The sequence below is a fragment of the Amphiplicatus metriothermophilus genome (genome assembly GCF_900199215.1).
Classification (GTDB): Bacteria; Pseudomonadota; Alphaproteobacteria; order Caulobacterales; family Parvularculaceae; genus Amphiplicatus; species Amphiplicatus metriothermophilus.
In genome coordinates, this window is sequence record NZ_FZQA01000001.1 from 128,354 (window position 1) to 153,074 (window position 24,721).

At 67.1% G+C, this 24,721-nt stretch carries 23 protein-coding genes; 4 read left to right on the plus strand and 19 right to left on the minus strand.

The genetic code is table 11. The features are described from left to right. Nucleotides 1-27: 27 nt before the first annotated feature. The gene (locus CHB64_RS00695; protein ID WP_089410672.1) at nt 28-873 is read right to left on the minus strand and encodes a class I SAM-dependent methyltransferase; all 846 of its coding nucleotides are present in this window, start codon (nt 871-873) and stop codon (nt 28-30) included. Between the two features lie 75 nt (nt 874-948). On the opposite strand from CHB64_RS00695, the gene CHB64_RS00700 reads away from it, so the two are divergent. Further along, nucleotides 949-1,389, plus strand: a complete 441-nt coding sequence (locus CHB64_RS00700; protein WP_089410673.1) for a helix-turn-helix domain-containing protein — start codon at nt 949-951, stop codon at nt 1,387-1,389. Here CHB64_RS00700 and CHB64_RS00705 read toward each other — a convergent pair. From CHB64_RS00705 to CHB64_RS00725, 5 genes are all read right to left on the minus strand, one after another. After that, nucleotides 1,386-2,180, minus strand: coding sequence for a SapC family protein (locus tag CHB64_RS00705; RefSeq protein WP_089410674.1), 795 nt, complete (start codon nt 2,178-2,180; stop codon nt 1,386-1,388). The genes CHB64_RS00700 and CHB64_RS00705 overlap by 4 nt on opposite strands. A gap of 126 nt (nt 2,181-2,306) precedes the next feature. Then, nucleotides 2,307-3,242, minus strand: a complete 936-nt coding sequence (locus CHB64_RS00710; RefSeq protein ID WP_089410675.1) for an alpha/beta fold hydrolase — start codon at nt 3,240-3,242, stop codon at nt 2,307-2,309. 25 nt (nt 3,243-3,267) lie between these two features. Then, on the minus strand, nt 3,268-3,816 hold the full coding sequence (locus tag CHB64_RS00715; protein WP_143265908.1) for a hypothetical protein: 549 nt from the start codon (nt 3,814-3,816) through the stop codon (nt 3,268-3,270). Nucleotides 3,817-4,035: 219 nt separating this feature from the next. After that, nucleotides 4,036-4,230 carry a hypothetical protein gene (locus tag CHB64_RS00720; protein ID WP_089410677.1) on the minus strand — a complete coding sequence of 65 codons (195 nt, stop codon included), beginning with the start codon at nt 4,228-4,230 and terminating at the stop codon, nt 4,036-4,038. Between the two features lie 34 nt (nt 4,231-4,264). Beyond that, nucleotides 4,265-5,122, minus strand: coding sequence for a S49 family peptidase (locus CHB64_RS00725; RefSeq protein ID WP_089410678.1), 858 nt, complete (start codon nt 5,120-5,122; stop codon nt 4,265-4,267). Nucleotides 5,123-5,286: 164 nt separating this feature from the next. Between CHB64_RS00725 and CHB64_RS00730 the strand changes: the two genes are divergently transcribed. Beyond that, the gene (locus CHB64_RS00730) at nt 5,287-6,327 is read left to right on the plus strand and encodes a polyprenyl synthetase family protein (protein WP_234993291.1); all 1,041 of its coding nucleotides are present in this window, start codon (nt 5,287-5,289) and stop codon (nt 6,325-6,327) included. A 6-nt stretch (nt 6,328-6,333) separates the two neighbouring features. Here the strand turns inward: CHB64_RS00730 and CHB64_RS00735 are convergent, their stop codons facing one another. Genes CHB64_RS00735 through CHB64_RS00750 form a run of 4 tightly spaced genes read right to left on the minus strand, consistent with a single transcriptional unit; the run spans nt 6,334 to nt 11,860 of the window. Continuing rightward, a complete protein-coding gene (locus CHB64_RS00735; RefSeq protein WP_089410679.1) occupies nt 6,334-7,452 on the minus strand; it encodes a glycosyltransferase family 4 protein in 1,119 nt (372 codons plus the stop codon). A gap of 45 nt (nt 7,453-7,497) precedes the next feature. Then, nucleotides 7,498-8,415 (minus strand): 4-(cytidine 5'-diphospho)-2-C-methyl-D-erythritol kinase, encoded by a 918-nt coding sequence (locus CHB64_RS00740; RefSeq protein ID WP_089411410.1) that lies wholly within the window; start codon nt 8,413-8,415, stop codon nt 7,498-7,500. 13 nt (nt 8,416-8,428) lie between these two features. Next, nucleotides 8,429-10,156 (minus strand): tetratricopeptide repeat protein, encoded by a 1,728-nt coding sequence (locus tag CHB64_RS00745; RefSeq protein WP_143265909.1) that lies wholly within the window; start codon nt 10,154-10,156, stop codon nt 8,429-8,431. 24 nt (nt 10,157-10,180) lie between these two features. Beyond that, entirely contained in the window at nt 10,181-11,860 is a 1,680-nt protein-coding gene (locus CHB64_RS00750) for an electron transfer flavoprotein-ubiquinone oxidoreductase (protein WP_089410681.1), read from the minus strand. Nucleotides 11,861-11,975: 115 nt separating this feature from the next. On the opposite strand from CHB64_RS00750, the gene CHB64_RS00755 reads away from it, so the two are divergent. After that, complete coding sequence (locus CHB64_RS00755; RefSeq protein WP_200815187.1) at nt 11,976-12,848, plus strand: uracil-DNA glycosylase; 873 nt, start codon at nt 11,976-11,978, stop codon at nt 12,846-12,848. Nucleotides 12,849-12,987: 139 nt separating this feature from the next. Further along, entirely contained in the window at nt 12,988-14,763 is a 1,776-nt protein-coding gene (locus CHB64_RS00760) for a lytic transglycosylase domain-containing protein (RefSeq protein ID WP_159462354.1), read from the plus strand. Between the two features lie 65 nt (nt 14,764-14,828). On the opposite strand, the gene CHB64_RS00765 is transcribed toward CHB64_RS00760, so the two are convergent. From CHB64_RS00765 to CHB64_RS00805, 9 genes are all read right to left on the minus strand, one after another. After that, nucleotides 14,829-15,800: a type II secretion system F family protein gene (locus CHB64_RS00765; RefSeq protein WP_089410684.1), complete on the minus strand. Its 972-nt coding sequence runs from the start codon at nt 15,798-15,800 to the stop codon at nt 14,829-14,831. A gap of 7 nt (nt 15,801-15,807) precedes the next feature. After that, the gene (locus CHB64_RS00770) at nt 15,808-16,800 is read right to left on the minus strand and encodes a type II secretion system F family protein (RefSeq protein ID WP_089410685.1); all 993 of its coding nucleotides are present in this window, start codon (nt 16,798-16,800) and stop codon (nt 15,808-15,810) included. Nucleotides 16,801-16,805: 5 nt separating this feature from the next. Then, on the minus strand, nt 16,806-18,314 hold the full coding sequence (locus CHB64_RS00775) for a CpaF family protein (RefSeq protein ID WP_089411411.1): 1,509 nt from the start codon (nt 18,312-18,314) through the stop codon (nt 16,806-16,808). Nucleotides 18,315-18,336: 22 nt separating this feature from the next. Beyond that, on the minus strand, nt 18,337-19,989 hold the full coding sequence (locus tag CHB64_RS00780; RefSeq protein ID WP_089410686.1) for an AAA family ATPase: 1,653 nt from the start codon (nt 19,987-19,989) through the stop codon (nt 18,337-18,339). Between the two features lie 42 nt (nt 19,990-20,031). After that, entirely contained in the window at nt 20,032-20,718 is a 687-nt protein-coding gene (locus CHB64_RS00785) for a CpaD family pilus assembly protein (RefSeq protein ID WP_089410687.1), read from the minus strand. 12 nt (nt 20,719-20,730) lie between these two features. Continuing rightward, nucleotides 20,731-22,173, minus strand: coding sequence for a type II and III secretion system protein family protein (locus tag CHB64_RS00790; RefSeq protein ID WP_089410688.1), 1,443 nt, complete (start codon nt 22,171-22,173; stop codon nt 20,731-20,733). Nucleotides 22,174-22,267: 94 nt separating this feature from the next. Next, nucleotides 22,268-23,017: a Flp pilus assembly protein CpaB gene (gene cpaB / locus CHB64_RS00795; protein WP_089410689.1), complete on the minus strand. Its 750-nt coding sequence runs from the start codon at nt 23,015-23,017 to the stop codon at nt 22,268-22,270. A gap of 100 nt (nt 23,018-23,117) precedes the next feature. Next, nucleotides 23,118-23,624 (minus strand): A24 family peptidase, encoded by a 507-nt coding sequence (locus CHB64_RS00800; protein ID WP_159462355.1) that lies wholly within the window; start codon nt 23,622-23,624, stop codon nt 23,118-23,120. A 604-nt stretch (nt 23,625-24,228) separates the two neighbouring features. Continuing rightward, a complete protein-coding gene (locus CHB64_RS00805; protein ID WP_089410691.1) occupies nt 24,229-24,408 on the minus strand; it encodes a Flp family type IVb pilin in 180 nt (59 codons plus the stop codon). Nucleotides 24,409-24,721: the final 313 nt, after the last annotated feature.

Here is a 24,721-nt window from a genome sequence, read left to right on the forward strand (position 1 = left end):
TCTTCGCTCTCTCGAATGTGACGCGCCTCACCGCGCGCGCGCCGCAACCATCCAGCAGGCGGCGACGAAACGGACCTGGCCGTCGCGCACATAGGGATCGAAGGCGGCGCGGACCGTCTTCACGACGCGGGCGCGCGTGCGCTCATCCGCCTGGGGCAGAATCAGGCCGAGCGGACCAAGCCGGGTGAAATAGCGAACCAGATCGCTCTCTGGAAAGGCGCAGGGAACGTCGATCGGCCGGATGTCGATGTCGGTCCAGCCGCCTTCCGCCAGAACGCGGCGAATCCGGCCGATGTCCGCCAGGGCGAATTGGCCCGGCGCGTCCGGCCGGCGCGCGGGCATGGCCGGCAGAAACGGCGCGGCCGCACGCTCGGCCGTCGTCATGAACGGGTTCTCCTCGGGACTGCGCCACACGACGCATCGCAGCGCTGCGTCGTCTTTCGCCGCCCGCCGCAGATTGGCGAAGGCGGCGGTGAAGTCGTCGAAGAACATGACGCCGAAGCGCGACAGGATCATGTCGAAGCCGGCGGGCTCGAATGGATGGGTCTGCGCGTCGGCGCAGATGAAGTCCGCCGGCGCGCCCTCCCGCGCCGCCCGCGCTTTCGCCGCGGCGATCATCGGTTCGGAAATGTCGACGCCGACGCTGCAACCTCCCGGCGCAAGCCGGCGCGCGACGGCGAGCGTGATCGCGCCCGTACCGCACCCGACATCGAGAACCGCGAAGTCCGATCCGGCGGGGACCGTTTCGGCGAGCCGGTCTTCAAGCGGTCTGAACATCTGGTCGAGCAGATCCTGCATCTCGACCCAGACGCGACCGGCCAGCCCGTTCCAGAGCGCGGCCTGATCGGCGTAGGGCTGAGGGGCGGCGTCCATAGTCGTCTCCTTACGCTTGCTCTTGACTGACGAAGACGGCAGCCTGCCAGTTCAAGCCGACTTGAGGTCAAGCGGATGAAAGTTCTCGACATCGCGGAAACGGCGCGGCGCGCCGGCGTTCCCGCCTCGACCCTGCGCTATTACGAGGAGAAAGGCCTGATCGCCTCCATCGGCCGGCGGGGCCTCAGGCGCGTGTTCGACGAATCCGTCATCGAAAGGCTGGCGCTGATCGCGCTGGGGCGCGCCGCCGGCTTCTCGCTCGACGAGATCGCGATGATGTTCGGGCCCGACGGCCGGCCGCGCATCGACCGGCGGATGCTCACGGCGAAGGCCGACGAGCTGGACAAGACGATCCGCAGGCTGAGCGCCATGCAGGACGGTCTGCGGCACGCCGCCGCCTGCCGGGCGCCCAGCCATATGGAATGCCCCGTCTTCCGGCGCATCGTGCGGGCGGCCGCATCCGGCGCGCTCGCAGCGCGGGCGCCGAGACTCTCAAAAGGACCGAAAAGCGCCTAGTTGGCGTTCAGCGGCCGGACGACGGCCTCGCCCTGCAGATCATAGCGGCGCGCGCGGCGCATGAGCAGCAGGCGCCAGTTCGCCATCGACATGAGCTGGGCGTAGACGATCGGCAGCACGCCGGTCCGGCGAAGCTCAAGGAACTTCTCGTCAGGAAGCTCGGCGAGCAGCTTTTCGTCGACGCCGAAATACTGCGCGAAGGTGACCGGCTCGCCGCCCTGCTGGGGCGTATACTGGGCGGACTGGCCGACCGCCAGCTTCATCTGCTCGATGATCTGCATGGCCTGATCGGTGGTGCGCCGGTCCTGCTCGTACTGCTTGCAGAACTCGATGGCGTTGCGCATCGCCTCCGACGGCTCGCCATTGTCGAACAGCGGGATCTCCGCATTCTGCGTGAACCCTTCGTAAGCCGCATCGACGACTACGGCGAGACGGTCCCCGCCGGTCTCGGACGCGAAAGCGAAGGGATAACGGCGCAGATAGCCGGGGACATAAACGTTGTCTTCCCACTCGCCGGCGTCGTTCACGAACAGATTGACGTCCTCATAGATGCCGAGAACGGCGATGGGCGTGATCTTCTCCACGCCGGAGAAGACCACCGGGTAATACTTCATTGCGGCCGGAATTTCGCTCACCGTCAGCGGCACGCCGCGGATGTTCGCGCAGAAGGCGTAAGGCTTTTGGGGCCGGCTAAGCCCGTAAGCGCCATGCTGCTCCTTGTTGAGGAGCTCGGGGCGCTCGAACAGGAACATCTTGCCGGTGACCTTCGGCGTGGCGGACGTTTCGCTCATGGACGACCTTTCCAGATTATTTCGACCGCAGCGGAGCTTTTCTGCAGACCTCTTGCGCCGCGCCGAGCGGCGGTTCGGCGCCCCGCTTAGCAAAAAGCCGCCCAGGCTCCAAGCGTTAGTCTTCCGTCAGCCGAGCCCCGCCGCGCGCGCGGCCTCGCGGATGAAGGCCGCAGCGTCCAGCGGCCGTTCCTGCGGGATGAAATGGCCGGCGCTGGAGCATGTCTGCACGCTCGCGCCGCTGCGGACAAGCCGTCCGGCCGCGCCGCGAAACAGGGTCGAGCCGGATTCCGCTGCGAGGACGAAGACGGGCGCTAGGGTTCGCCGGATCGCCCCCCAGAAATCGAAGCCGAGCGCGGCGAAGGTCGCCGCCTCCCATGCAGGCGCGCAGGCGAGCCGCACCCCGCCCCCGGCGTCCACGACAAGGCCGTCTTCGAGATAATCCCCGAGCGCGCCCGGCGCCCATGCGCGGAAGACCGGCTTGCGGGCGTAGCTTTCGAGGACCGCCGCGCGGTCGGGCCAGCCGTTCCTGCGGGCGCGCGCGCCGCGGGCGAGCGGCAGACGGCGCGCCAGCAGCCCGCGCAGCGGTCCCGTCGCGCACAGGCGCACGGAAAGCGGCGGGATCACAGGCTCGATCAGGATGAGCGCGGCGACGTCCGTCCGGCCGCGCGCCGCCAGCGCCGAAGAGGTCGCGCCGCAGGAATGGCCCGCGAGGATCCAGCCCGCGCCGGCCGCGCCCTCTAGCCCGTTCAGCCGGTCGAGCGCCGCCGCGAGGTCGCGCCCGTATGTCTCCCAGCTTGCAAGACGACGCGGATCGGCGGGCAGGGTCGTCCGGCCGTGGCCGCGCAGGTCGGGCGCGATGATGTCGAAGGCGTCCGCAAGCGGGGCGAGCATTCGCTTGTAGCCGGACGCGCAAAAGCCCGTCGCATGCGCGAACAACAGCTTGGGCGCGCCCGGCTTTCGCCAGCGCCAGCCCGCCATCGCGCCGTCGCCGAAGTCGAGGGCGAAACGCTCGGCCGACTCTGACGGCGGCGGGACGGGAGAGGACGATTCGGAGGGCGTCATGGTCCGGCGACCATGATGCGGCGGTTCACGGCGTCAATCGCGGATCGCAGCTTTCCCGCGCCAGGCGATAGAGCGTCTGCAGATGGCGCGCGTCGGCGGCGGCGCGGTGCCGGCGCGGCGCCAGGCGGGCCGCGCCGGCCAGTACGGCGGCTTCGTGCGCGCGGGGGAAATGCCGCATCAGCCAGGCGAAATCGCGCAGCGCGAATCCCTGCCTGACGCCGGCCGCCGAGAACAAGCGGAACAGCCAGAAGCCGTCCCAGTCCGGCGCGTCGGAATAGACCTCGGCGCCGGCGAAGGCCTCGTTGAGGGCTCGGCAGACCTCTACGGGCGCGAGGCCCTCGCGTTCGAGCCGGGCGCGATCGAGGCCGTGAAGGCGTTCGGCCTGCGGATCCCACGATTCATCCGTCCACGAATCATGTGGGCGAATCATGAAAGCCTGCGGCTCGCCCTCCTCGAACGCCCAGCCGACCTCGACCGGCCAGGACTTCGATCCGAGGCCGGACGCCTCCACGTCGATGAAGGCCAGCTTCCGCGCGCCCGTCTGTCGCGTATGCTCGATCGCTCTTTCCGCCATAACCATCGCGCGTTTGAAGCAGAATTTCGTGACGCGGCCGTGACCGCCCGCAGGCGGCGGGCCGCCGGCCATAGCCCATGCGACAGGAAGAGTATAGCCCTTCCGCCTAGGGAAGGGTAAAGCCGCGCCGCACAATGGACGCTGCAGCGCAGCATCGCTTCCCGGACGCGGAGAATCGTTGAGGCACGGAGAAACCAGGGCGCGTTCGCGGGAAAGGAGTCATTTCGAACGGTAAACGCCGGTTTCCGGATCGCGTTCGAAATCGAGCACCGGCTTGCCGGCGCGCTGAGGGTCGCGCCGCCTCTCCTCAACCGCGCGCCGCAGGGCGCGCGCGCGGCGCTCGGCGTAACGGTAAAGCGCAAACGCCCCGGCGGCCGTCGCCAGCCCGGCGACGATGCCTGTCATGGCGCTCATGGCGGCCTCCTTTCATTCGGGCGCGCCGTCGGCCTCACCGGCCGTAGCGCGCCCACAGAGCCTTCGCCTCGAGGGCGGCGAGGACAGCCTCCGGATCGATGAGGCCGCGGCTTTCCCCGCCCATCAGCCGGCGCAGCAGCGAGCCGCGATCAGGCGCGACCTTTTTCAGCTTAACATTTTCGCCGAAGCGCGCCCGCATCAAATCGCCGAGATGAGCGATTCCGTCGACGAGTCCGCGCTCCTTCGCCGGACCGGCCGTCCAGAAAGCGCCGGTGAAGACGTCATCCTGTCCGCCGAGGCGATCCCCGCGCCGGGCTTTGACGAGATCTATGAACTGCGCGTGCATGTCGTCGAGGATGGCCTGCAGGCGCGCGACCTCCGTGGGGTCTTCGCGGCGAAAGGGATCGAGAAGGCTCTTGTGCTCGCCGGCGGTATAAAGCCGGCGCTCGACGCCGTGCCGGCCGATCAACTCGTGAAAGCCGAAACCGGCGGAAATCACGCCAATTGAGCCGACTACGGACGATGCGTCAGCGTAGATCTCGTCGCCGGCGAGCGCGAGAATATATCCGCCCGAGGCGCCGACATCCTCGATGAAGGCGTAGACGGGAATCTTCTTCTTCTCCGCCTGGCGGCGGATCGCGTCGTGGATGAGGCGCGACTGCACCGGCGAGCCGCCCGGCGAATTGATCGCGAGGGCGACGGCCTTGAGAGCGCGCGGCTTGAACGCCGACTCGATGGCGGATTCGACTCGCGCGAGCGTCAGCCCCTTCCGGGCCGGGCCGAGCTGGCCGACGACGCCGGAAAGCTCGATCACGGTCACGAGAGGCCGCCGGCGGCCGAAGAACGGCGGAAAGGAAAATCGCGCGCGGGTCGATGGGGACGATTCGGTCATTTTCTCCCATTACGGGCAGCCGCCTCATTCATCAATCGGCGCCGCGGCGGGAAACGACCCTGAGCGCCGCGCGCAATCGGTCGCAAGGGGCCGCCTTGACCAGCCCCATGCCTTTTCGCAAGGTGCGAGCGCGACGCAATCTATTGCAATGAAAGGCGACCGCTTTGGGTCTGGCGGCTGCGAGCTCCGAACATGCCCCTGTCGCCGCGTGCGGCTTCGCGGAGGCGACGGCGGTTCTGCGCCGCCTGACGGCGGACGATCTTGAGCGCGTCAACGAAACCATCCTTGACCGGATGCGCTCGCGAGCGCCGATGATCCCCGAGCTGGCGGGGCACCTCTTGCGCGCAGGCGGCAAGCGCATCCGCCCGATGCTGACCCTCGCGGCGGCGCGTCTGTTCGGCTATCGGGGGCTGGAGCATGTCAAGCTCGCCGCCGCGGTCGAACTCATTCACGGCGCGACGCTTCTGCATGACGACGTCGTCGACGGATCGGCGCTGCGCCGGGGCGCGCAGACAGCGAACGTCATCTGGGGCAACAAGGAAAGCGTGCTCGTCGGCGATTACATCTTCTCGCGCGCCTTCGAGCTGATGGTCTCGGCGGGCGATCTGAAAGTGCTGCAGATTCTTTCGGCGGCTTCGGGCGTCATCGCCGAAGGCGAGGTGCTGCAGCTTTCGACCCAGAATAATCTCGACGCGACTTTTGAAATGTATCTCGCCGTTATCGAAGCGAAGACGGCCGCGCTGTTCGCGGCCGCCGCCGAAGCCGGCGCGGTCATCGCGGGCTGTTCGGAAGAGGACGCCGAGGCGCTGCGCCGTTACGGCGCCGATCTCGGCGTCGCCTATCAGCTCGTCGACGACGCGCTCGATTATTCGGGCGCGGAAGACGCGCTCGGCAAGCGCGTAGGCGACGACTTCCGGGAGGGCAAGATGACCCTGCCGGTCGTGCTGGCGCTGGCCCGCGCGGAAGGCGAGGAAACCGCCTTCTGGCGGCGCGTCATCGCCGAAGGCCGTCAGGATGCTGACGATTTCGATCGCGCGCGTGCGATCATGCGGCGCGCCGGCGCGATCGAGGACACTATCGGCTGCGCGCGCCGATACGCCGAGACGGCCCTGGCGAGTCTTCAGGACGTCAGGGGCGCGAAGGATGAAGCCTGTCTGCGCGCGCTCGCCGATCTCGCCGCCGCATCGACGCGCCGGTCGAACTGAGCGCGCTTACTCCGCCGCCTGAGGAATCTGTCGCGAGGCGGCGGCGTCTTCGCCCGCTCCGGCGGACGGCGCGGGCGTTTCGGCCCGCGCCAGCAGGCCGGCGCGGCGCGCGCGTGCGAAAAGCGGCCAGCCGAGCCCGCAAAATACAAGCGCCAGGCCCGCCGGAACCAGCCATTGCGCGCCCGGATCGAGCCGCGTCATCACGAAGGCCGCCGCGAGCGAGGCTGCTGTGAGGCTGGCGTAGACGGCCGTCGTCTGGACATGACTCGCGCCTAGGCGGGCCATTAGCTGATAAAGGTGCTCGCAATGGGCGGCGAGCACGTTGCGCCGGCGGCGCGCGCGATGGATCAACGTGAAGGCGACGTCGAACAGGAACGCCGCCATTGCAGTCGGAACGAACAGCGCGCTTGCCGCCCCCGCCGATTCCTGCGCCGCGACGACGGCTAACGCAGCGATAAGAAAGCCGACCGTCTGGCTGCCGCAATCGCCCATGAAGAGTCGCCCGCGCGGAAAATTCGAAGGCAGAAAACCCAGGAGCGCCGCGCCGAGCAGACCTGCGGCCAGCGCCGTCTCCGGCGCGCCCGAAAAAGCGGCCGCGCCCGCAAGTCCCGCCGCGGTCAGGAGCCCGCAGCCCGCCGCCATGCCGTTCACGCCGTCCATGAAGTTGAAGGCGTTCATGAAGCCGACGATCCACAGCACCGTCAGAAAGACCCCAGCCGCGCCGAGCGGGACGGCGCCGGCGAAGGGAACGGGGCCCGTCTCAAGAGCGCCGAAAAGCACGATGAAAAGCGCCGCGGCGGCGAGCTGACCGGCGAACTTCCAGACCGGGGACAGATCGTAAAGATCATCCGCCAGCCCCATCGTAAATACGAGGGCCGCGATGGCGGCGAGCTTCAACGCGACAAGCGCGAAGGAAGGAACGGCGAGCGCGGCGAGGACCATGCCGATCGTCCACGCCCCTGCGATGGCGAGCCCGCCGGAGCGGGGCGTCGCGTCGCGATGATTGGAGCGCCCGTTCGGATGATCGAGCACAAGCCTGCGCCGGACGGCCAACCGCGAAAGCGCCGCCCCGACCGCCGCGACGCAAACGCCGATCACGCCGAGCACAATGGGTTCCGCCGGCATCCTTGTTCCTTCGCCCCCCCTGAACACTACGCCTGACCCGGCGGATTATTCCCCTGCTTGCCCGAACGCCATAGCGCAGAGCGACGGCGTTTGCCACCGCCGTGCGAGCGCGGCCGCCAGAGCCCACCAGCCGCGGCCCGAAGCGGCGCGCGCGGCCCGCGCCGCAGCCTCGCCCGACGCGAACAGGGCGAACACGGTCGCGCCGCTGCCGGACATGCGCGCGCAGAGCGCGCCGGGACGGGCCGCCAGAAAGTCCCGCGCCGCAGCGATGACAGGCGCGCGCGCGACGGCGTGCGGCTCGAGATCATTGCGACTCGCCGCGACATAGGCGCGCAACGCTTCGTAGCCGGCGAAGGCGGCCGGCCGCAGTCGCCTCGGCGAAGGCGGCGCCGGATTGGCGGCGTCGAAAGCACGAAAGACCGGGCCCGTGGGCGTCTCGACTCCCGGGTTGGCGAGACAGATCCAGAGCGGCGGCAAACGCGGCCCGCGATCGAGCTTCTCCCCGGCTCCGCCCACATAAACCGGCCGCGCAGCAAGACAGGCCGGGACGTCCGCACCGAGCCGGAAAGCGAGCCGGGCGAGCGCGTCGTCCGGCATGTCGAGCCGCCATAGCCGAACAAGCGCGCGCAGCGCGGCGGCCGCGTCCGCCGAGCCTCCGCCGATCCCGGCCGCGAGCGGCAGGTTCTTTTCAAGCCGCAAGGCCGCGCCGGCGCGCACGCCCGCCGCCGCCCGCAGCGCCTCGGCCGCGCGCCAGACGAGATTGCTCTCCACGGGAAAGCGCGCGAGCGCAGCGCCGAAAGGCCCCTCGACGGCGAGAGAAAGATCATCCGCCGGCTCGGCCGCGACGACGTCGCCGGCGCAGGCGAACACGAACAGACTCTCGACGGCGTGCAGCCCGTCGGCGCGCGCGGGCCCCACATGCAGATGCAGATTGATCTTGGCCGGCGCGATTTCGCGGATCATGTCCGACTCTCCGTCACGCGCCTTCCTCTGAAGCAAGGCCTTTCTCAAGCTTTTTTTCGATCAGGGCCTTGAGGCGCACGCCGGGATCGAGCTCAAGCGCGCGCCGCCACTGATAGCGCGCTTCGGTCTTACGCCCCAGGCGCCAATAGACGTCGCCGAGATGATCCGTGATCGTTGCATCGTCAGGTTCGAGCGCGGCGGCGCGTTCGAGATGCACCACCGCTTTTTCGTAATCGCCTAACTGGTAATAAGCCCAACCAAGACTATCGATGATCGCGCCCGAGCGCGGTTCGAGCTCGACCGCCTTTTCGATGAGCTCGAACGCGCGCTCCAGATTCACGCCGCGCTCGGCCCAGCTGTAGCCGAGATAGTTTAGCGCCGTAGGCTCGTCGGGCGCGAGTTCGACGGCGCGCTCAAGATCGGCTTCGGCGTCAGGCCAGCGATCAAGCTCCAGATAAGAAGCGCCGCGCGCCACGTAATAGCGCCAGGCGCCGTCGTCCGGCTCGTCGCCGGCGCGCCCGATGAGCTCGTCGAGCGTCGCGACGGCTTTGTCGTGCTCGCCTTGTCCGGCGTAGACATTGGCGAGCGTGAAGCGAAGCTCGCGCCCGTCCGGATCGCGGCGAATAGCCTCCCTGAGCAGGTTTATCGCTTCGGCCGGACGCGCCTGCGCCATCAGCCCGCGCGCCATTTCGATGCGGGCCTGCTCGAAATGCGGCGAGGACGGCGCGATCCCGGCGAGCGCGGCTGTCGCGCCCTCGTAATCGCCGTAGACATTGAGAATCGTCCCGACGAGGCGGCGCGCCTCGTCGAGCTTCGGGTCGAGATAAAGCGCGATGCGCGCGAGCGCGAGCGGCAGGTTGAACCGCGGCTCGCCGAGAATGAACCCGGCCTCCTGCGCGCGCGCGCGCTGGCCCGCCGCTTGGTCGATCATCGCCGCGCCGAAGGAATAGAACGCGATCGCCGCTCCTTCGCTCGGCGAAACCTTCGCATAGGCCCGGCTCGCCCGGCCGCGATCGAGACGGGCGAGTCCGGCCTCGGCGGCCCGGCGCGCGGGGCCGGGTTCTCCTTCGAGCAGCTTGTAATAGGCGCGGGCGGTCTCCTCGTCGCCGCGACGTTCGAGAAACGCGCCGTAAGCGGCGCGTCCCACAGGCCCGCCGAGCGCGAAGACCGAAGCCTGATGGGCTGCGCGCGCTTCGTCGATTTTCCCGGCCATTTCGGCCAGCAGCGCGCGGTGCAGCGGATTGAAGCCGGCGAAAATATCCGTGTCAGGATTTTCAAGCCGCGCCATGGCTGACTCGGGGCCGGCGAGCCCGGCCTCGATCCACACGTCGGTCAGAAAGCCGACCGACTTGACGAACGGCGTCTCCATCGGGCCGTTGAGAATCGCGCGCGCCTGACGCAGCCGTCCCTGCTTGAGCGCGCGCGCGGCCAGCAGCGTGCGCGCCAGCCCGTCGTTCGACGCCTCGCCGCCGATGGCGACGAGCTTTTCCGCATAAGGCGCGGCCGCGTCGATCTCGCCGGCGGCGAGATGATAGAAGAAGGCGTCGCGCAGAATGTCGACTTGGCCGGGCGCGGCCTCATGCGCGGCGGAGTAGGCGGCGGCCGCGTCGTCGATCGCATTGACGCGCGCGGCGAGCCTGCCGGCGAGGTACTCCCCGGTCAGGCTGGTGTCGGCTTCGTGCGTGGCGCAACCCGCGCCGGCGAGAAGACCGGCGAACAACAACGCTCTGGTCAGGCTCACGCGGCCTCCTCGCCGACGACGGCGTCACATGTTGGGATAATTCGGTCCGCCGCCGCCTTCGGGCGTGACCCAGTCGATATTCTGGGACGGATCCTTGATGTCGCAGGTCTTGCAGTGAACACAGTTCTGCGCGTTGATCTGGAATCGCGGATCGGATCCGCCATCCTCGTAAACAACCTCATAGACGCCCGCAGGGCAATAGCGCTGCGCCGGCTCGGCGTAGGTCGGCAGATTCACCCGGATCGGGATTTCAGGATCCTTAAGCCTGAGATGGCAGGGCTGGTCCTCCTCGTGATTCACGCCCGAAAAGGCCAGATTGGTCAATCGGTCGAAGGTGAGAACGCCGTCGGGCTTGGGGTAATCAATGGGCTTGTGCTTGTCTGCCGGCTCCGTCGCTTCGGCGTCCGTCTTACCGTGCCGTAGCGTCCCGAAAAGGGAAAAGCCGGGAGCGAGCGCGTTCGTCCAAAGATCAAGCCCCGACAGCGCGATGCCGCCGAAAAAGGTGCCGAATTTCGTCCATAGCGGCTTGACGTTGCGCGCCTGATAAAGCTCGCGGCGCACCGGCGAGCGGCGGTAGGCAGCCTCGTAAGCTTCCAGCGCGTCGCCGGCGCGCCCTTCAGAAATGGCGTCGAAAGCGGCGTCGGCGGCCATTATGCCCGTCAGCATGGCGTTGTGATTGCCCTTGATGCGGGGCACGTTCACGAAGCCGGCCGCGCAGCCGATGAGCGCCCCGCCCGGAAAGACGAGCTTCGGCGTCGACTGATAGCCGCCCTCCGTAATCGCGCGCGCGCCATAGGCGATGCGCTTGCCGCCTTCGAGAAGCGCGGCGATTTCCGGATGGGTCTTGAAGCGCTGGAATTCTCCGTATGGGTATAAATACGGATTCTTGTAATTAAGATGGACGACGAAGCCGAGCGCAATCGTGTTGTCCGAGTAGTGATAAAGAAACGACCCGCCGCCGACATCATCCTTCAGAGGCCAGCCGAAGGTGTGCTGCACATACCCTGGCCGGGCTTTTTCCGGCGCGATCTCCCAGAGCTCCTTCAGGCCGATGCCGAATTTCTGCGGATCGGACTGCGCGTCGAGCTCGTATTTCGCGATCAGCGTCTTGGCCAGCGAGCCGCGCGCGCCTTCGGCGATCAGAACATATTTGCCGTTGAGCTCCATGCCGGGCTCGTAGCGATCGGTAGGCTCGCCGTCGCGTCCGATCCCCATTTCGCCGACGACGACGCCTTTAAGCGAGCCGTCCTCGCGGAAAAGCGGCTTGGAGGCGGCCATGCCGGGGTAAATCTCGACCCCCAGACTTTCGGCCTGCTCGGCGAGCCAGCGGCAGACATTGCCCATGGACACGACATAGCAGCCATGATTTTTCACCATCGGCGGCATCAGGAATCCGGGCAGCGGGATTGAGCCCGACGGGCCGAACAGCTTGAACGCCTCGGCAGTCACCGGCGTGTCGATCGGCGCGCCGCGCTCCTTCCAGTCCGGCAAAAGCGCGTCCAGCCCCGACGGGTCGAGCACCGCGCCTGAAAGGATGTGCGCGCCGACCTCCGAGCCTTTTTCGACGACGACGACGTTGAGTTCCTCGCCGGCTTTCTCTGCGCGCTGCTTGAGTCGGATCGCGGCCGCCAGGCCAGCCGGTCCCGCGCCGACGATGACGACGTCGAAGTCCATGGATTCGCGTTCCGGCGCCTGATCGAACATGTTTCTTTCCTCCGCCCCGGCAGCTCCTGAGAACCGCATCGTTCAGGCCTGTTTGGCAAAATTTCGCCGCGAGGGCCACAACGGACGGCGCCCGCCGGCGGAAACGAACGCCCGTTTGACGCAAGACGCGGCGTGTGCTGCCCTCGCCGGCATGAACAAGACGAGTCCTGAAGACGCCGCGCGGGCGCTGTTGCGCTGGTACGCCGAGATGGGGGTCAGCGAGGCCGTCGAGGCAAGCCCGGCGGATTTCTTCGCCTGGCCCGACGCGCCGCCGCGCTCGTCTCAACTCGACGGCGCCTTGGGGACCCACGCGCCGCCCGCCCGTCCGCCGACGGCGCGCGCGCCCATCGCGCCTATCGCGCCTTCGAGCGCGCCGTCGGCGGACGAGGCGATCGCGGCGGCGGAGGCCGCCGCGCGCGCCTGCGACACCTTCGACGCGCTCGACGCGGCGGTGCGCGCTTTCGAAGGCTGTCCGCTCAAGGCCGGCGCCCGCACGACCGTGTTCACCGACGGAACGCCCGGCGCCGATCTCCTCGTCATCGGCGAAGCGCCCGGCCGCGACGAGGACCGCCTCGGCAAACCCTTCGTCGGTCGGGCCGGCCAGCTTCTCGATCGCATGCTCGCCGCCATCGGACGGGCGCGGGAGACGAACGCGCTCATCTCCAACGTGATCTTCTGGCGCCCGCCGGGCAACCGCACGCCCACTCAGCTCGAGGTCGCAGCGTGCAAGCCCTTCGTGGAACGACTGATCGAGATCACCGCGCCCAAAGCCGTGCTGCTCGCCGGCGGGGTCCCGACCCAGGCCCTGTTGCAGGTGACGGGCATCATGCGCGCACGCGGCGTGTGGCGCGAGATCGAGACCGCCTCGGGCGCGCGCTTTGCGGCGTTGCCCACCTTTCACCCCGCCTTTCTGTTGCGCCAGCCGGCGCAGAAGCGCCTCGCTTGGGCGGATCTGCTCGCGCTCCAGAGGCGATTAACAGGCGATTAACGACCGTGAACTTATCGTTAGGCGAGGGGCGGCGCGGAATGCGTCTTTCCCGTCAGGGCGCCGCCGGCTTATGCTCGGCGGCCGTCGAGCGGACTCTTCGCAGCAGCAGACAGGCGTCGAGCGCCGGGAGCAGGAGGGGATGAAAGCGACGCGCGCCACTTTCGCCGCGATCTTCGCGATGCTGGCCGGAACCGCGGCGGCCGCGCCGGAACAGCCTGCGGATCCGACGCCGGCGGCCGACGCCGGCGCCGCGCGGGAAACGCGGCCATACGCCCCGCGCGTGCTGAGCGAAGCGGATGCGGCGCGCTACGCCGAAATCTTCGCGCTTCAGGAAGACGGCCGCTGGAAGGAAGCCGACGCCCTTATCGCCGAAGTCGAGGACGACGCGCTGATGGGCTACGTGCTCTATCAGCGTTACATGCATCCGACCGATTATCGCTCGCGCTTCGACGAACTCAAGCGCTGGATGGCGTATTTCGCCGATCATCCGGATGCGTCGAAAATCTACTCCCTGGCGCTGAAGCGCCGGCCGAAAGGCGCCGCCCCGCCGGTGCGTCCGATCCCGCGCAAATGGCGCAAGAAGCCGGCCGGGTTCGAGTTGCATCCCGATCTCGAGGCCGACTATGCGCGCACCAGTCGGCCGCAGCTCGTCCAGATCGAAGGCCGGGTGCGCTATCTCACGCGCCGCAACGAAGCCATCAAAGCGCTCAAGGAAATTGACGGCCATCTCGCGCGTCGCACGATCACCGAACGCCAGTACGATCGCATGCGCTCCTGGATCGCGGCGAGCCTTTATTATCAGGGCTATGTCGACACCGCCGCGCGCCTCGCCGAGGATGCGGCCTCGCGCAACGGCGCCGTCGCGCCGCTGGCGCGCTGGATCGCTGGTCTCGCCGCTTTCCGTGGGAGCGACATGGCGCGCGCGCACACGCATTTCGCCGCGATGGCGGCGGTTCCCCATCAGGAGGACTCCTTGCGCGCCGCGGCCGGCTTCTGGGCGGCGCGCGCCGCGCTGGCGGCCGGCCGGCTGGACGATGTGACGCCCAATCTCGAAATCGCCGCTTCGTTTCCCTTCACTTTTTACGGCCAGCTCGCCCTCGCCCAGCTCGGGCGCGATTATGATTACGACTGGACGCCGCCGGCGACGACCGCCGAGGGCTTCGCCGCCCTTGTCGAAGCCGCCCCGCGCGTGCGCCGGGCGGTCGCGCTCGCCGAAGCCGGCCGACGCCATGACGCGGATCTGGAGCTGCGCTGGGCCAGCGGCGAGATCGAACCGCCTCTCGACGCGCAGCTTCTGGCGGTCGCCGCCGCGCTCAAGCTGCCGGCGGCGCAGGTCGACATCGCCGAATCAGGCGATGCAAAATATCTCGAAGCCGGGCTTTATCCGATTCCGGATTATACGCCAGCGGAAGGTTTCAAGACGGACCGGGCGCTCATCTACGCGCTGATGCGCCAGGAATCGAAGTTCAAGGTCGAAGCGACGAGCCGTGTCGGCGCGCGCGGGCTCATGCAGCTCATGCCGCGCACGGCGAGCTTTATCGCGCGCGACCGCTCGCTTCAGCGCGGCAAGGGCCGCGACCGGCTCTACGACCCTGCGCTCAATCTCGAGCTCGGCCAGACTTACGTGAACCATCTGATCGAGACGGCCGCGGACGGCGATCTTTTCGCGCTCGCCGTCGCCTATAACGGCGGACCGGGCAATCTTCGCCGGTGGCGGCGCGCGGCCGAGATCGACGATCCGCTCTTGTTCATCGAAAGCATTCCCAACCAGGAAAGCCGCGACTTCGTCGAGCATGTGCTGACGAATTTCTGGATCTATCGCGCGCGGCTCGGCCAGCCCGCGCCGACCCGCGACCGGGTCGCGGCAGGCGAGCTGCCCCTCTACGAAGCGCTCGACGAAATCGCGGGCGAGTAGGATAGAGGCGAGGGAAGAGGAAGGAGAAGCGAGAGCGATTGTTTTCCGGCTTCTCTGCCTCTCTTTTACAGATCCATCACCTGCATGATCGCCGGGCCGAGGATGACCGCAAACAGAACCGGCAGGAAGAAGCCGATCATCGGTACGGTGAGCTTCGGCGGCAGGGCGGCGGCTTTCTTCTCCGCCTCCTGCATGCGCATCTCGCGGCTTTCGTTCGCCATGACGCGCAGGGACTGGCCGAGCGGCGTGCCGTATTTCTCCGACTGAACAAGCGCGGTCGTCACGCCCTTGACGCTTTCGAGGCCCGTGCGTTCGGCGAGGTTGAGGTAGGCCTGTTTGCGCTCCTGAAGGTATGAAAGCTCCGCGGTCGTCAGGCCAAGCTCCTCGGCGAGCTCGGGCGCGCCAGGGCCGATCTCTTCGGCGACCTTCTGCAGCGCGGCCTCGATCGACATGCCGGATTCGACGCAGATGAGCAGGAGGTCCAGCGCGTCCGGCCAGGCTTCCTGAAGCTTCTGCTGGCGCTTCTTGACCGCGTTCTCGATGTAAAGGTTCGGCACATAGAAGCCAGACAGAAAGCCGCCGACGACCGCCAGCAGCTTGGTCAGATTCTCCAGATCGACCGCCTTCAGCACATAGACGTAAATTCCGACGCCGATGGCCATCACGAACGGCATGCCGATGCGCGCCGCGAGAAAGATGAACACCGGACGCTGGCCACGAAAACCGGCCATCACCAGCTTCTTGCGCGCATCGGCCGCGTCGAAGATCTCGAACAGCTTGAGGTTCTCGACGATCTCCTTGAGCATGCCCTGGGCGCTCGCCGCGCGCAGGCCTTTCGCGCCCTTGCGCGCGAAAGCCTCCCGCTGCTGCTGGCGCAGCCGTTCGCGATATTCCGTGACCGATTTCATGCGCGCCTTGAGCCTGTCCTGCACGAGGAACGGCTCGAGCACGGTGAAGATCGTCCCGATCGCCGCGAGCGAGACCAGAAGCGCGATCTGGAACTGCCGATCCGTCGCTGCGTTTATGATCGCTTCCATGACAGCGCTACACCTTGATGTTGATCATCTTCTTCATGACCATAATGCCGGTGCCCATCCACAGACCGGCGCCGATCAGAATGAAATTGCCCGGCTTGGTCGTGAAAAGCGGCGCCAGGTAATCCGGCGAGGTCATCGACACTGCGCCCATGACGAGAAACGGCAGGGCGCCGATGATCATCGCCGAGGCCTTCGCCTCAGCCGAGAGCGCCTTCACCTTCCCGACCATCAGCTTGCGTCCGCGCAGCACGCTGGCGAGATTGTTGAGCGCCTCGGCCAGATTGCCGCCCGTCTTCTGCTGGATCATCAGCACGATCGCGAAGAAACGCACCTCCTGCAGCGGCATCCTTTCAAACATTCGCTCAAGCGCCTGCTCCAGCGACAGACCGACGCGGATGCCCTCCGTCAACATATGGAATTCTTCGTTCACAGGCTTCGGCGCTTCTGCAGCGATGATCTTGAGACATTCGTTCACCGGCAGACCTGACTTCACGCCGCGCACGATGACGTCGATGGCGTTTGAAAATTCGTTGGCGAACTTCTTTTGCCGCCGCTTTCGGGCGAAATTGACGAACCACCGCGGAACGCCGAACCCGCCGATGAGAATGAGAAGGCCGGTGATCCAGAGCTTCTGGCCTGAAATCACGCCGATCACGCCGAACACGAGCGCGCAGACGACAGAGCCGATATAGAACTGCTGCACGCTGAAAGTCAGACCCGCCTGCTCGATCTGTTGCGCGAGCGAAGCGCGCCGCTTCTTCTTCAGCTCCTTGTTCTTGTCCTCGATCTTGGCCAGCGCTTCGGTCAGCTTGCGGCGGCGATCCTTAGAATCGCGATCCCCGCCGGCCGCGGTCGCCGCGCGGCGCGCGGGACGCGCGGTTTCGATCTCGGCGATACGGCGTTTAGCCTTGTCCTTCTGCGAGGGCGCCGACAATGCGAAAGCGAGCGCGCCGAGGCACACAACCCCGAGAACCGCGACGATGATTATCTGTTGGTCCATGGCCGCTACTCCGACGCGGCGTCGAGTGCGGCGGCGAGCTCGGCCTCTTTGCCGTAGTAACGGGCGCGATCCCAGAAAGCCGGGCGGGCGATGCCGGTGGAGCGGTGTTTGCCCAGAAGCCGGCCGTTCTCGTCCTCGCCGGTGACTTCGTACACGAACAGATCCTGCGTGATGATGGTGTCGCCCTCGGTGCCGAGAACTTCGGTGATATGGGTGATACGGCGCGAACCATCGCGCAGGCGCGCCGCCTGAATGATGACGTCGATCGAGCCGACGATCATTTCACGGATGGTCTTGGACGGCAGATTGTAGCCGCCCATGGTGATCATCGATTCGAGACGCTGCAGCGCTTCGCGCGGACTGTTGGCGTGAAGCGTGCCCATCGATCCGTCGTGACCGGTGTTCATGGCCTGCAGGAGGTCGAAGGCCTCGGGGCCGCGCACCTCGCCGACGATGATGCGCTCGGGGCGCATCCGCAGACAGTTCTTGACGAGGTCGCGCATCGTCACCTCGCCCTGGCCTTCGAGGTTCGGCGGGCGAGTCTCGAGACGCACCACGTGCGGCTGCTGGAGCTGAAGCTCGGCGGCGTCCTCGCAGGTGATGATGCGCTCGTCATGAGCGATGAAGCCGGTCAGACAGTTCAGCAGCGTCGTTTTCCCGGAGCCCGTGCCCCCGGAGATCAGCGTGTTGATGCGGCAGGCGCCGATGATCTCCAGCACCTTCGCGCCTTCCGGCGATATGGACCCGAAATTGATCAGGTCCGTCATTTTGAGCTTGTCTTTCTTGAACTTCCTGATGGTGAGCGCAGCGCCGTCGATGGCCAGCGGCGGAGCGATCACGTTGACGCGCGAGCCGTCCGGGAGGCGCGCGTCGCAGATCGGCGAGGCTTCGTCGACGCGCCGGCCGACCTGGCTGACGATCCGCTGACAGATGTTCATGAGCTGCGCGTTGTCGCGGAAGCGCACATTGGTGAGCTGGATCTTGCCGCCAACCTCGATGAACACCCGGCTCGCGCCGTTGACCATGATGTCGGCGATGTCGTCGCGCGCCAGAAGCGGCTCGAGAGGCCCGTAGCCGAGAACGTCGTTGCAGATGTCCTGCAGGAGCGCTTCCTGCTCGGCGATCGACATCTGCACGTTCTTGATCGAGATGATCTCGTTGACGATGTCGCGGATCTCCTCGGCCGCCGATTCGGCGTCGAGCTGGGCGAGCTGCGACAGGTCGATCGTGTCGATCAGCGCGTTGAAGATCGTGGTCTTCGTCTGAAAATACTCGTCCGAACGCCCGCCGATCTCGACCGTCGGCACGGGCTTGGGCGGGGGCGGAGGCGTCGGGGCGGCCACGCGCGGGGGCGCGCCTGCGGCCGGTTTTTTCGGCGCGGCCGCGCCGGCCGGTTTCGCGCCCGGACCCGAAGCCGGCTTCGGCTTGGGGGTCGCCGCCGCCGCGGCCGGCCGCGGCTTGCCCGCCGGCGCCGCAGGAGGCTCTGCGACCTGACTCGTTCTGCGTCCGAACATCGCCATGAGCGCTCTTTACCGTCTAGCGTTTCCTGAAAAGGCCGATGAGGCTGAACTTCGCGCGCGCGCCGGGCGGGTCGGCGCGGCCAAGCAGGCGCGTCGTCAGATCGCGCAATCCCTGCGCGGTCTTCGTCTTGGCGCCGACCTCGAAGATCGGCGCGGCGTTCGTCGCGGCGGTGTGGAAAAGCTGCGGCTCCCAACCGATGACCAGCGCCGGCTTGAGACCCACATGCTCCGCATACTGTTCCGGCTGCACGGAAGACAGCTTGGGGTCGAACTGGTTCAGCACCAGCGTGGGCGGCGCGTCATTGGGCCGGGCCGCTGAAATGACGTCCACGAGGTTTTTCGTATTGCGGAACGAGGCGAGATCCGGGGCGGCGGTGATGACGATCTCGTCCGCCGTCTGAAGCACGCGTTTCGACCAGCTCGTCCACATATGCGGCACGTCGATGACGATCGTCGGCGCCGCGCCGCGCACCACGTCGATCACCGTCTCGAAAGCCTGATCGTCGAGGTCGTAATCGCGATCGAGCAGATTAGGCGCGGTGAACAGGCTCAACCGATCCGTATGCTTCTGCAGGAGCCGGTCGAGCAGCACGTCGTCGAGACGCTCCGGCGCGGATAGCGCCTCGATGAGGCCCGAAGTCGGATCCTGCTCGAAATCGAGGCTCGCCGTGCCGAAGGGCAGGTCGAGGTCGAGAATGACGGTGTCGGACTGATGCTCCTCCGCCGAGCACCAGGCGACGTTGTGCGCAAGCGTGGACGAGCCGACGCCGCCGCGCGCGCCGACGAAGGCGATGGTGCGCCCGATGGGCGGCGCGGACGGATCGATGTAAAGCGCGGCGATCGCCTTGATGATCTGCAGGGGCGAGCGCGGCCGAACCAGATAGTCGCTGACGCCCTGGCGGATGAGCTCGCGATAAAGGCCGATGTCGTTCATCCGGCCGATGATGACGACCTTGGTCGAGGGATCGCACACCTGCGCCAGCTCGCCGAGCTGCTCGAACAGCGCCGGCCCGCCGTCGAGCGTTTCGAGAATGATGAGGTTGGGCGTCGGCGTCGACTGGAAGTGATCGACGGCCTTGGCGATGCCGCCCATATGCATCGTCAGATGCGCCTTCGACAGACGCCGGTCGACGGCGGCGCGTTCGAGCAGCGCCGTGGTCTGCGGCGTCTCGCAGAAGGCGTGGATCGAGATCCGCGGCACCGGGCGCGCATCGAGTTCGTCCTCCTCGCCGGCCGGACCGGCGTCGAACTCGACCGACGGGGCAGGCTCGTCGCTCGCCGCGAGCGGGGCCGCGGTCAGCATCCCGGCCGTCGCGCGCGGCGCGCCGGCCGTCACGTCCGCTTCGGCCGCATCAGCGTCTTCGGCGGGCGCTTCCGCCTCAAGGGCTTCCGCATCGCCGAGATCTTCGTCCTCGAGAAGACTCAGGTCTTCCTCGAAGATCTCCTCGCCCTCGAAATCCTCCTCGCCGAGCGCGGCGAGCTCCTCGTCGGAAAGCTCTTCGTCCAGCCAGGCGTCCTCGCTCTCGAAATCCTCGAGCTCGTCGAGCGCGTCCTCGGCTTCCGCCGGCGCGGCGGCCGGACCGCCGTCAGGACCGAGCCGGGCGGCCGCTTTCGCGGCGCCTTCCTCGTCGTCCTCGTATTCGAAGGCTTTCTCAACGGCCTTGGTCATCGTCGTCTCCTTAAGCCGGCTGCGCGGCTTCACGCCGATCCTCTATTGCGAGATCTGCACATCCATGTTCGCTTCCTGCGCCGAGCCCGTTTGCTCGCCCTTGCGGTAGGCGCGCATGACGCGCACGCGCGCCTCGGCGTCGGCGGGCGCTTCATCGGCAGGCTGAATGAGATCGCGCGGATCGGCGACCATGGCGGCGAGATTGTTCTGCGTGGCGCAGCCGAAATTTGGCGAGCGCAGATTGCGATAGTCGCGCATCCGCATGCCGGCCCAGTTTCCGCAGGCGCTGGGCGTGGCCACATAACGCGTGTAGGAAAGAACGATCTGGCGGTCGTTTCCGCCGCCTGCCCGATAGCTCGATCCCGTCATCGACGCCCAGTCGACCCCGGCCTCGTAGAGAACCGCGCGCACGTCGGCGGCGGCTTCCTCTGCGTCGCGGTCGGCGGCGCCCCCGCCCGACGGCGCCGTGACCGTGAGCGGACCGTGGCCGTTGACGAGATAGGCGTCGGCGAAGGCGCGGATGCGCGCCTTGTCGACGGCGCTCAGATCCGTCGTCGTCGGATCGGCGCCCAGCGTGAGCGTGACGACCTGCGTGTCGACGGAGATGGGATGTTCTTCGGCGACCGAGAGCGCCTGCTCGGGTCCGTTGAAAGCCGAAGAGCACCCGGCCGCGAAGGCCGTCGCGGCCGCCGCCAGAAACGCTTTCGCCAGAGATCGGTGGAGGGTCATGATGCGCGCTTCCTAATCGAGGATGAAACCGAGGGGGCCTTGCAGAGTCTTTTCGCGAACGCCCGAACCTGCGAGGCCGTAAGTGGAGATCATCTTTCCAAGGAGGATCGCCTGAAGATCGCTCGCCGGCGCCATGCCCTGAACCGGGTCGGTGAGCTTCGACTCATGCGTCGGATTGACGAGATAGGGCGTGACCATGATGACCAGCTCGGTCTCGTTGTTCTGGTAGTCGCGGCTGCGGAACAGCTGGCCGAGCACCGGCGCGTCCTTCAGGCCGGGAATGCCCTGAATGGTCGAGCGCATGTCTTCCTGCAGCAGGCCCGCCATGACGAGGCTGCCGCCCGACGGCAGTTCGACCGTCGTGTTGGCGCGGCGCACCGACAGGCCGGGAATGGCGAGGTTGCCGGTCGTCGAGAAGCCGCCCTGGCCGTCCGGCACGATGACGCCAGGCACGATGAAGGCGTTCTCGGACGTGACCTCGCTCACCTCGGTCGATATCTTCAGGCTGATGCGGCCCTTGTCGAGCACGACCGGCGAAAAGCCGAGGCCCACGCCGAACTCCTTGAACTCGATGGTGATGCCCTCGTCGTCCTGGCCCACGGGCACGGGAAACTCGCCGCCCGCGAGGAACTTCGCGGACTCGCCCGACACCGCGGTGAGATTAGGCTCGGCGAGCACGCGCACGATGCCGGTCGACTCCAGCGCTTCGAAGGCGACGTCGAGATCGGTCAGATCGCCGATGGACGTGCCTAGGTTGCCTTCCAGACCGCCCGCCGCGCCGATAAGGTTCGACGAGGCGAACGTCAGCGCCGCATTGTCGAGCGTCACCGTGCCTGAATTTGAGATGCCGAGCTGCTTGATCAGCTGGCGCTGCATTTCGACGATGCGCACCTTCAGCATCACCTGCTCGGGCTGGCGGATGCTCAGCATGGTGATGACCTTTTCCTCGCCGCCGACATAGCGCGCGGCGATATTGGCCGCGTTCGCGGCCTGCGCGCCCGACTGCACCGTTCCGCGCAGGACGACGTTGTCGTTGACCGCCTCGGCCGTGATGCGCGCGTCCGGGATGAGCCGCGAGAAAATCTCCGTCAGCGCGTCGAGATCGCGCTCGACCTGGATTTCGAGATTGAGAATCTGCCGGCCCTGCGCGTCGAAGAAAAAGGCGTTGGCGAGGCCGACCGCCTTGCCGAGCAGATAGACCCGGCGCGGCGTGCGCACCACCGCGTCGACGATCTCCGGCTGCGAGACCAGCACGTCGGCGGCCGAATGCGGCAGCTCCACGATCGCCGCCTTGTTCAGCGGCAGGACGATGCTCTTCGAGACCGCGCTCTGGCCGCCAAGATCGATCTCGACCGGATACGCCCCGCGCTGGGCCGCCGCCGGCGCCGTCGCGGCCAGAAGCGCGGCCAGACCGAGCAGAAAACGCTCGCGATGACGGATCAGGGCCGCGCGCATGAGCGGCGCAATTGCATTCCGAACTGTCCGAACCGGGTTCATCATCGTTCCCTAACCTGCCTTCCGCGCGCGAGATTTGCGCCGCGCCTGCGCATCAGGACCTGCCGTACCGGATCACCGTGACGTCGCTCGACCGGCGCGTCTGGCTCTCCACTTCGCCCTCGGGCTGGAACACGCTTCTGAGCGCGAGGCTGAGCGTTCCGTTCGCGCGCGCGCTGATGAAGGACTCCGCGTCGCCCGGCGAGAATTCGAGCGTGACGGTCGCGCCTTCGATATGCGCCGCTTCCGGCGCCTCCGCGTACATGGCGTTGACCGCGAGCACGCGGACGTTCTCGAAGATGGTGCGGGTGCGCGGCGCCCCGCCGTCGCGCCCGCCCGTCGTATGCAGAACGTCCACCCGGTCGCCCGGCAGGATGAATCCGCCGGAGGCCGTCTCGGGCGAGACCCTGAGCGTCACGGCGCGCATGCCGGGGGTGAGAATCGCCGCCATCAGGCCGGAGTTTCCGGCGCGCACGATCTTCTGCTCGATGATCGGCTCGCCCGCGACGATCAGCGTGCGCGCCACGGCGCCGGCGAGATCTTCCGTCTTCACGCCGCCGGCCTCGGTGATGAAGGACGGCGAGAGCGCCTTTTTCGGCCAGGCGACCCACTTCACCGTCTCGACGCCGAGGCGCTCCCCGCGCTGAAAATCCTTGTCGGCGACGAGCACGCGCACCGTCTCTTCCTTCGCCGGCTCGATGATCTGCACCGTTTGCGGCGCGGGGGAATTGTTCATCATCAGGAAGAACGCGCCGACGCCGGCGACGAGCGCCACGGCGAGAACGGCCATACGCGAAACATTCATGTCGAACCTGCCCTTCCTGCCCTCTCGATTCCGCCGAAAGCGGTCCGGCGGCGTTTTCCATCCTGCCGGCAACTTCTCAAAACCCGGTTAACTCAATCTGTTAACCGCCATAGGCCAATTGGAAGTAAGGCGTTTGCGGAAAGCTAAGCAGCCCGCCGGCCGCGATCGCGACCGCATAGGGAATGTCCTTGGGCTGCTGATGCAGCCGCATGATCCAGGGCGCGTGGGCGTAGATCGGCAGAAGCGGCGTCTTGCGGAAAAGAATGAGCGCGACGGCGAGCGCCGCCCCCGCGAAGGCCATGTTGACGAGAAACGCGCCGAGACCGGACAGCCCGATCCACGGCGCGATCGCCGCGAGCAGCTTCGCGTCGCCCCCGCCGAGAATGCGGAAGGCGAACAGCGCGAAGCCGACGGCGAGCGCCGCCGCGGCGAGCAGGAGCCCTTCGAGATAAAGCGCCGCCGGCGCGCCGAGCGCGAGCCCGCCCGCGAAATAGGCCGCGAACAGGACGACGGAGATCCAGTTCGGAATCTTGAATTCGTAAAGGTCGTTCGCCGCCGCGATGAGAAGCGCCGCAGGAAAGATCGACAGCATCATCAGCGGAACCATGCCGCGTTTCCTCCTCTTCGACCCTGCGTCATCCCGGGCGCGCTGCGGCGCGAAGCGCCGCTGCGCAGACCCGGGACCGCTCTCGACCCGCGCTCCCGTCATCCCGGATGCCGCGCGGCATGAAATGCTGCGCCGCTGGTCCGGGACCGTCATCCCGGGCGCGCTGCGGCGCGAAGCGCCGCTGCGCAGACCCGGGACCGCTCTCGACCCGCGCTCCCGTCGTCCCGGATGCCGCGCAGCATGAAATGCTGCGCTGCTGGTCCGGGACCGTCATCCCGGGCGCGCTGCGGCGCGAAGCGCCGCTGCGCAGACCCGGGACCGCTCTCGACCCGCTCCGAGCCCGGCCGGACCCGATCCGGGGCCTGCATTGCATCGCTGCGCGCTGCAATGCGCCCGGGAGGACGGAGAAAGCCGGACCCGATCCCGGGTCTGCGGCGCGTCATTCCATGCCGCGCCGCGCCCGGGATGACGCAGGGGCCCGGGGCGACGTTTCGTCTCCCAATACCCCGCGCGGATTAACGGGCCGTTAGACATGACCCGAAAATCGCCCCAAACGAAAAAGGAGGCCCGAAGGCCTCCTTTTCACTTCCAACAAAAATACGTCTTACGGCGTGTTGGCATTTGTGAGCTCGTCACCGATGGTGGTGAACGTCGTGTTAAGATTTCCGCCGACAGTCCTAACTGCCACGATGATCGCGACGGCGATCAGGGCGGCGATCAGGCCGTATTCGATGGCCGTGGCGCCTTCCTCGTCTTTGAGAAAGCGGTTGATGAGAGCTTTCATGAGTCGACTCCTGCTTGCACGAGACTCTTGCTTGCACCGCTGAATGGGTTGTTCAGCCCCCACCCAGACTGCCCGAACTATGATCGCGAGGCGTAAAGAAAGCCTGAAACGATAGAGCCGCAATCCGTTAAATTTTTATTGTGAAAGTCGGTAAACGAACGGTTAGCGGCGCATAATGTTCGTGTACGGATCTTCGTGGTCCCGGATGCTGCGCGCCTCCCGTCGTCCCGGGCGCGCTGCAGCGCGAAGCGCTGCTGCGCAGACCCGGGACCGCTCTCGACGCGCTCCCGTCATCCCGGATGCTGCGCAGCAT

Excerpts from the sequence above, each read along its gene's own strand:
- CHB64_RS00785 (WP_089410687.1), bottom strand. The coding sequence starts at position 20,718 with ATGACCCTCCACCGATCTCTGGCGAAAGCGTTTCTGGCGGCGGCCGCG.
- CHB64_RS00800 (WP_159462355.1), bottom strand. The coding sequence starts at position 23,624 with ATGGTTCCGCTGATGATGCTGTCGATCTTTCCTGCGGCGCTTCTCATC.
- CHB64_RS00710 (WP_089410675.1), bottom strand. The coding sequence starts at position 3,242 with ATGACGCCCTCCGAATCGTCCTCTCCCGTCCCGCCGCCGTCAGAGTCG.
- CHB64_RS00760 (WP_159462354.1), top strand. The coding sequence starts at position 12,988 with ATGAAAGCGACGCGCGCCACTTTCGCCGCGATCTTCGCGATGCTGGCC.
- CHB64_RS00700 (WP_089410673.1), top strand. The coding sequence starts at position 949 with ATGAAAGTTCTCGACATCGCGGAAACGGCGCGGCGCGCCGGCGTTCCC.
- CHB64_RS00735 (WP_089410679.1), bottom strand. The coding sequence starts at position 7,452 with ATGCCGGCGGAACCCATTGTGCTCGGCGTGATCGGCGTTTGCGTCGCG.
- CHB64_RS00725 (WP_089410678.1), bottom strand. The coding sequence starts at position 5,122 with ATGACCGAATCGTCCCCATCGACCCGCGCGCGATTTTCCTTTCCGCCG.
- CHB64_RS00770 (WP_089410685.1), bottom strand. The coding sequence starts at position 16,800 with ATGGACCAACAGATAATCATCGTCGCGGTTCTCGGGGTTGTGTGCCTC.
- CHB64_RS00765 (WP_089410684.1), bottom strand. The coding sequence starts at position 15,800 with ATGGAAGCGATCATAAACGCAGCGACGGATCGGCAGTTCCAGATCGCG.
- CHB64_RS00805 (WP_089410691.1), bottom strand. The coding sequence starts at position 24,408 with ATGAAAGCTCTCATCAACCGCTTTCTCAAAGACGAGGAAGGCGCCACG.
- CHB64_RS00695 (WP_089410672.1), bottom strand. The coding sequence starts at position 873 with ATGGACGCCGCCCCTCAGCCCTACGCCGATCAGGCCGCGCTCTGGAAC.
- CHB64_RS00790 (WP_089410688.1), bottom strand. The coding sequence starts at position 22,173 with ATGCGCGCGGCCCTGATCCGTCATCGCGAGCGTTTTCTGCTCGGTCTG.
- CHB64_RS00705 (WP_089410674.1), bottom strand. The coding sequence starts at position 2,180 with ATGAGCGAAACGTCCGCCACGCCGAAGGTCACCGGCAAGATGTTCCTG.
- CHB64_RS00715 (WP_143265908.1), bottom strand. The coding sequence starts at position 3,816 with ATGGCGGAAAGAGCGATCGAGCATACGCGACAGACGGGCGCGCGGAAG.
- CHB64_RS00720 (WP_089410677.1), bottom strand. The coding sequence starts at position 4,230 with ATGAGCGCCATGACAGGCATCGTCGCCGGGCTGGCGACGGCCGCCGGG.
- CHB64_RS00750 (WP_089410681.1), bottom strand. The coding sequence starts at position 11,860 with ATGTTCGATCAGGCGCCGGAACGCGAATCCATGGACTTCGACGTCGTC.
- CHB64_RS00740 (WP_089411410.1), bottom strand. The coding sequence starts at position 8,415 with ATGATCCGCGAAATCGCGCCGGCCAAGATCAATCTGCATCTGCATGTG.
- CHB64_RS00780 (WP_089410686.1), bottom strand. The coding sequence starts at position 19,989 with ATGACCAAGGCCGTTGAGAAAGCCTTCGAATACGAGGACGACGAGGAA.
- CHB64_RS00775 (WP_089411411.1), bottom strand. The coding sequence starts at position 18,314 with ATGTTCGGACGCAGAACGAGTCAGGTCGCAGAGCCTCCTGCGGCGCCG.
- cpaB (WP_089410689.1), bottom strand. The coding sequence starts at position 23,017 with ATGAATGTTTCGCGTATGGCCGTTCTCGCCGTGGCGCTCGTCGCCGGC.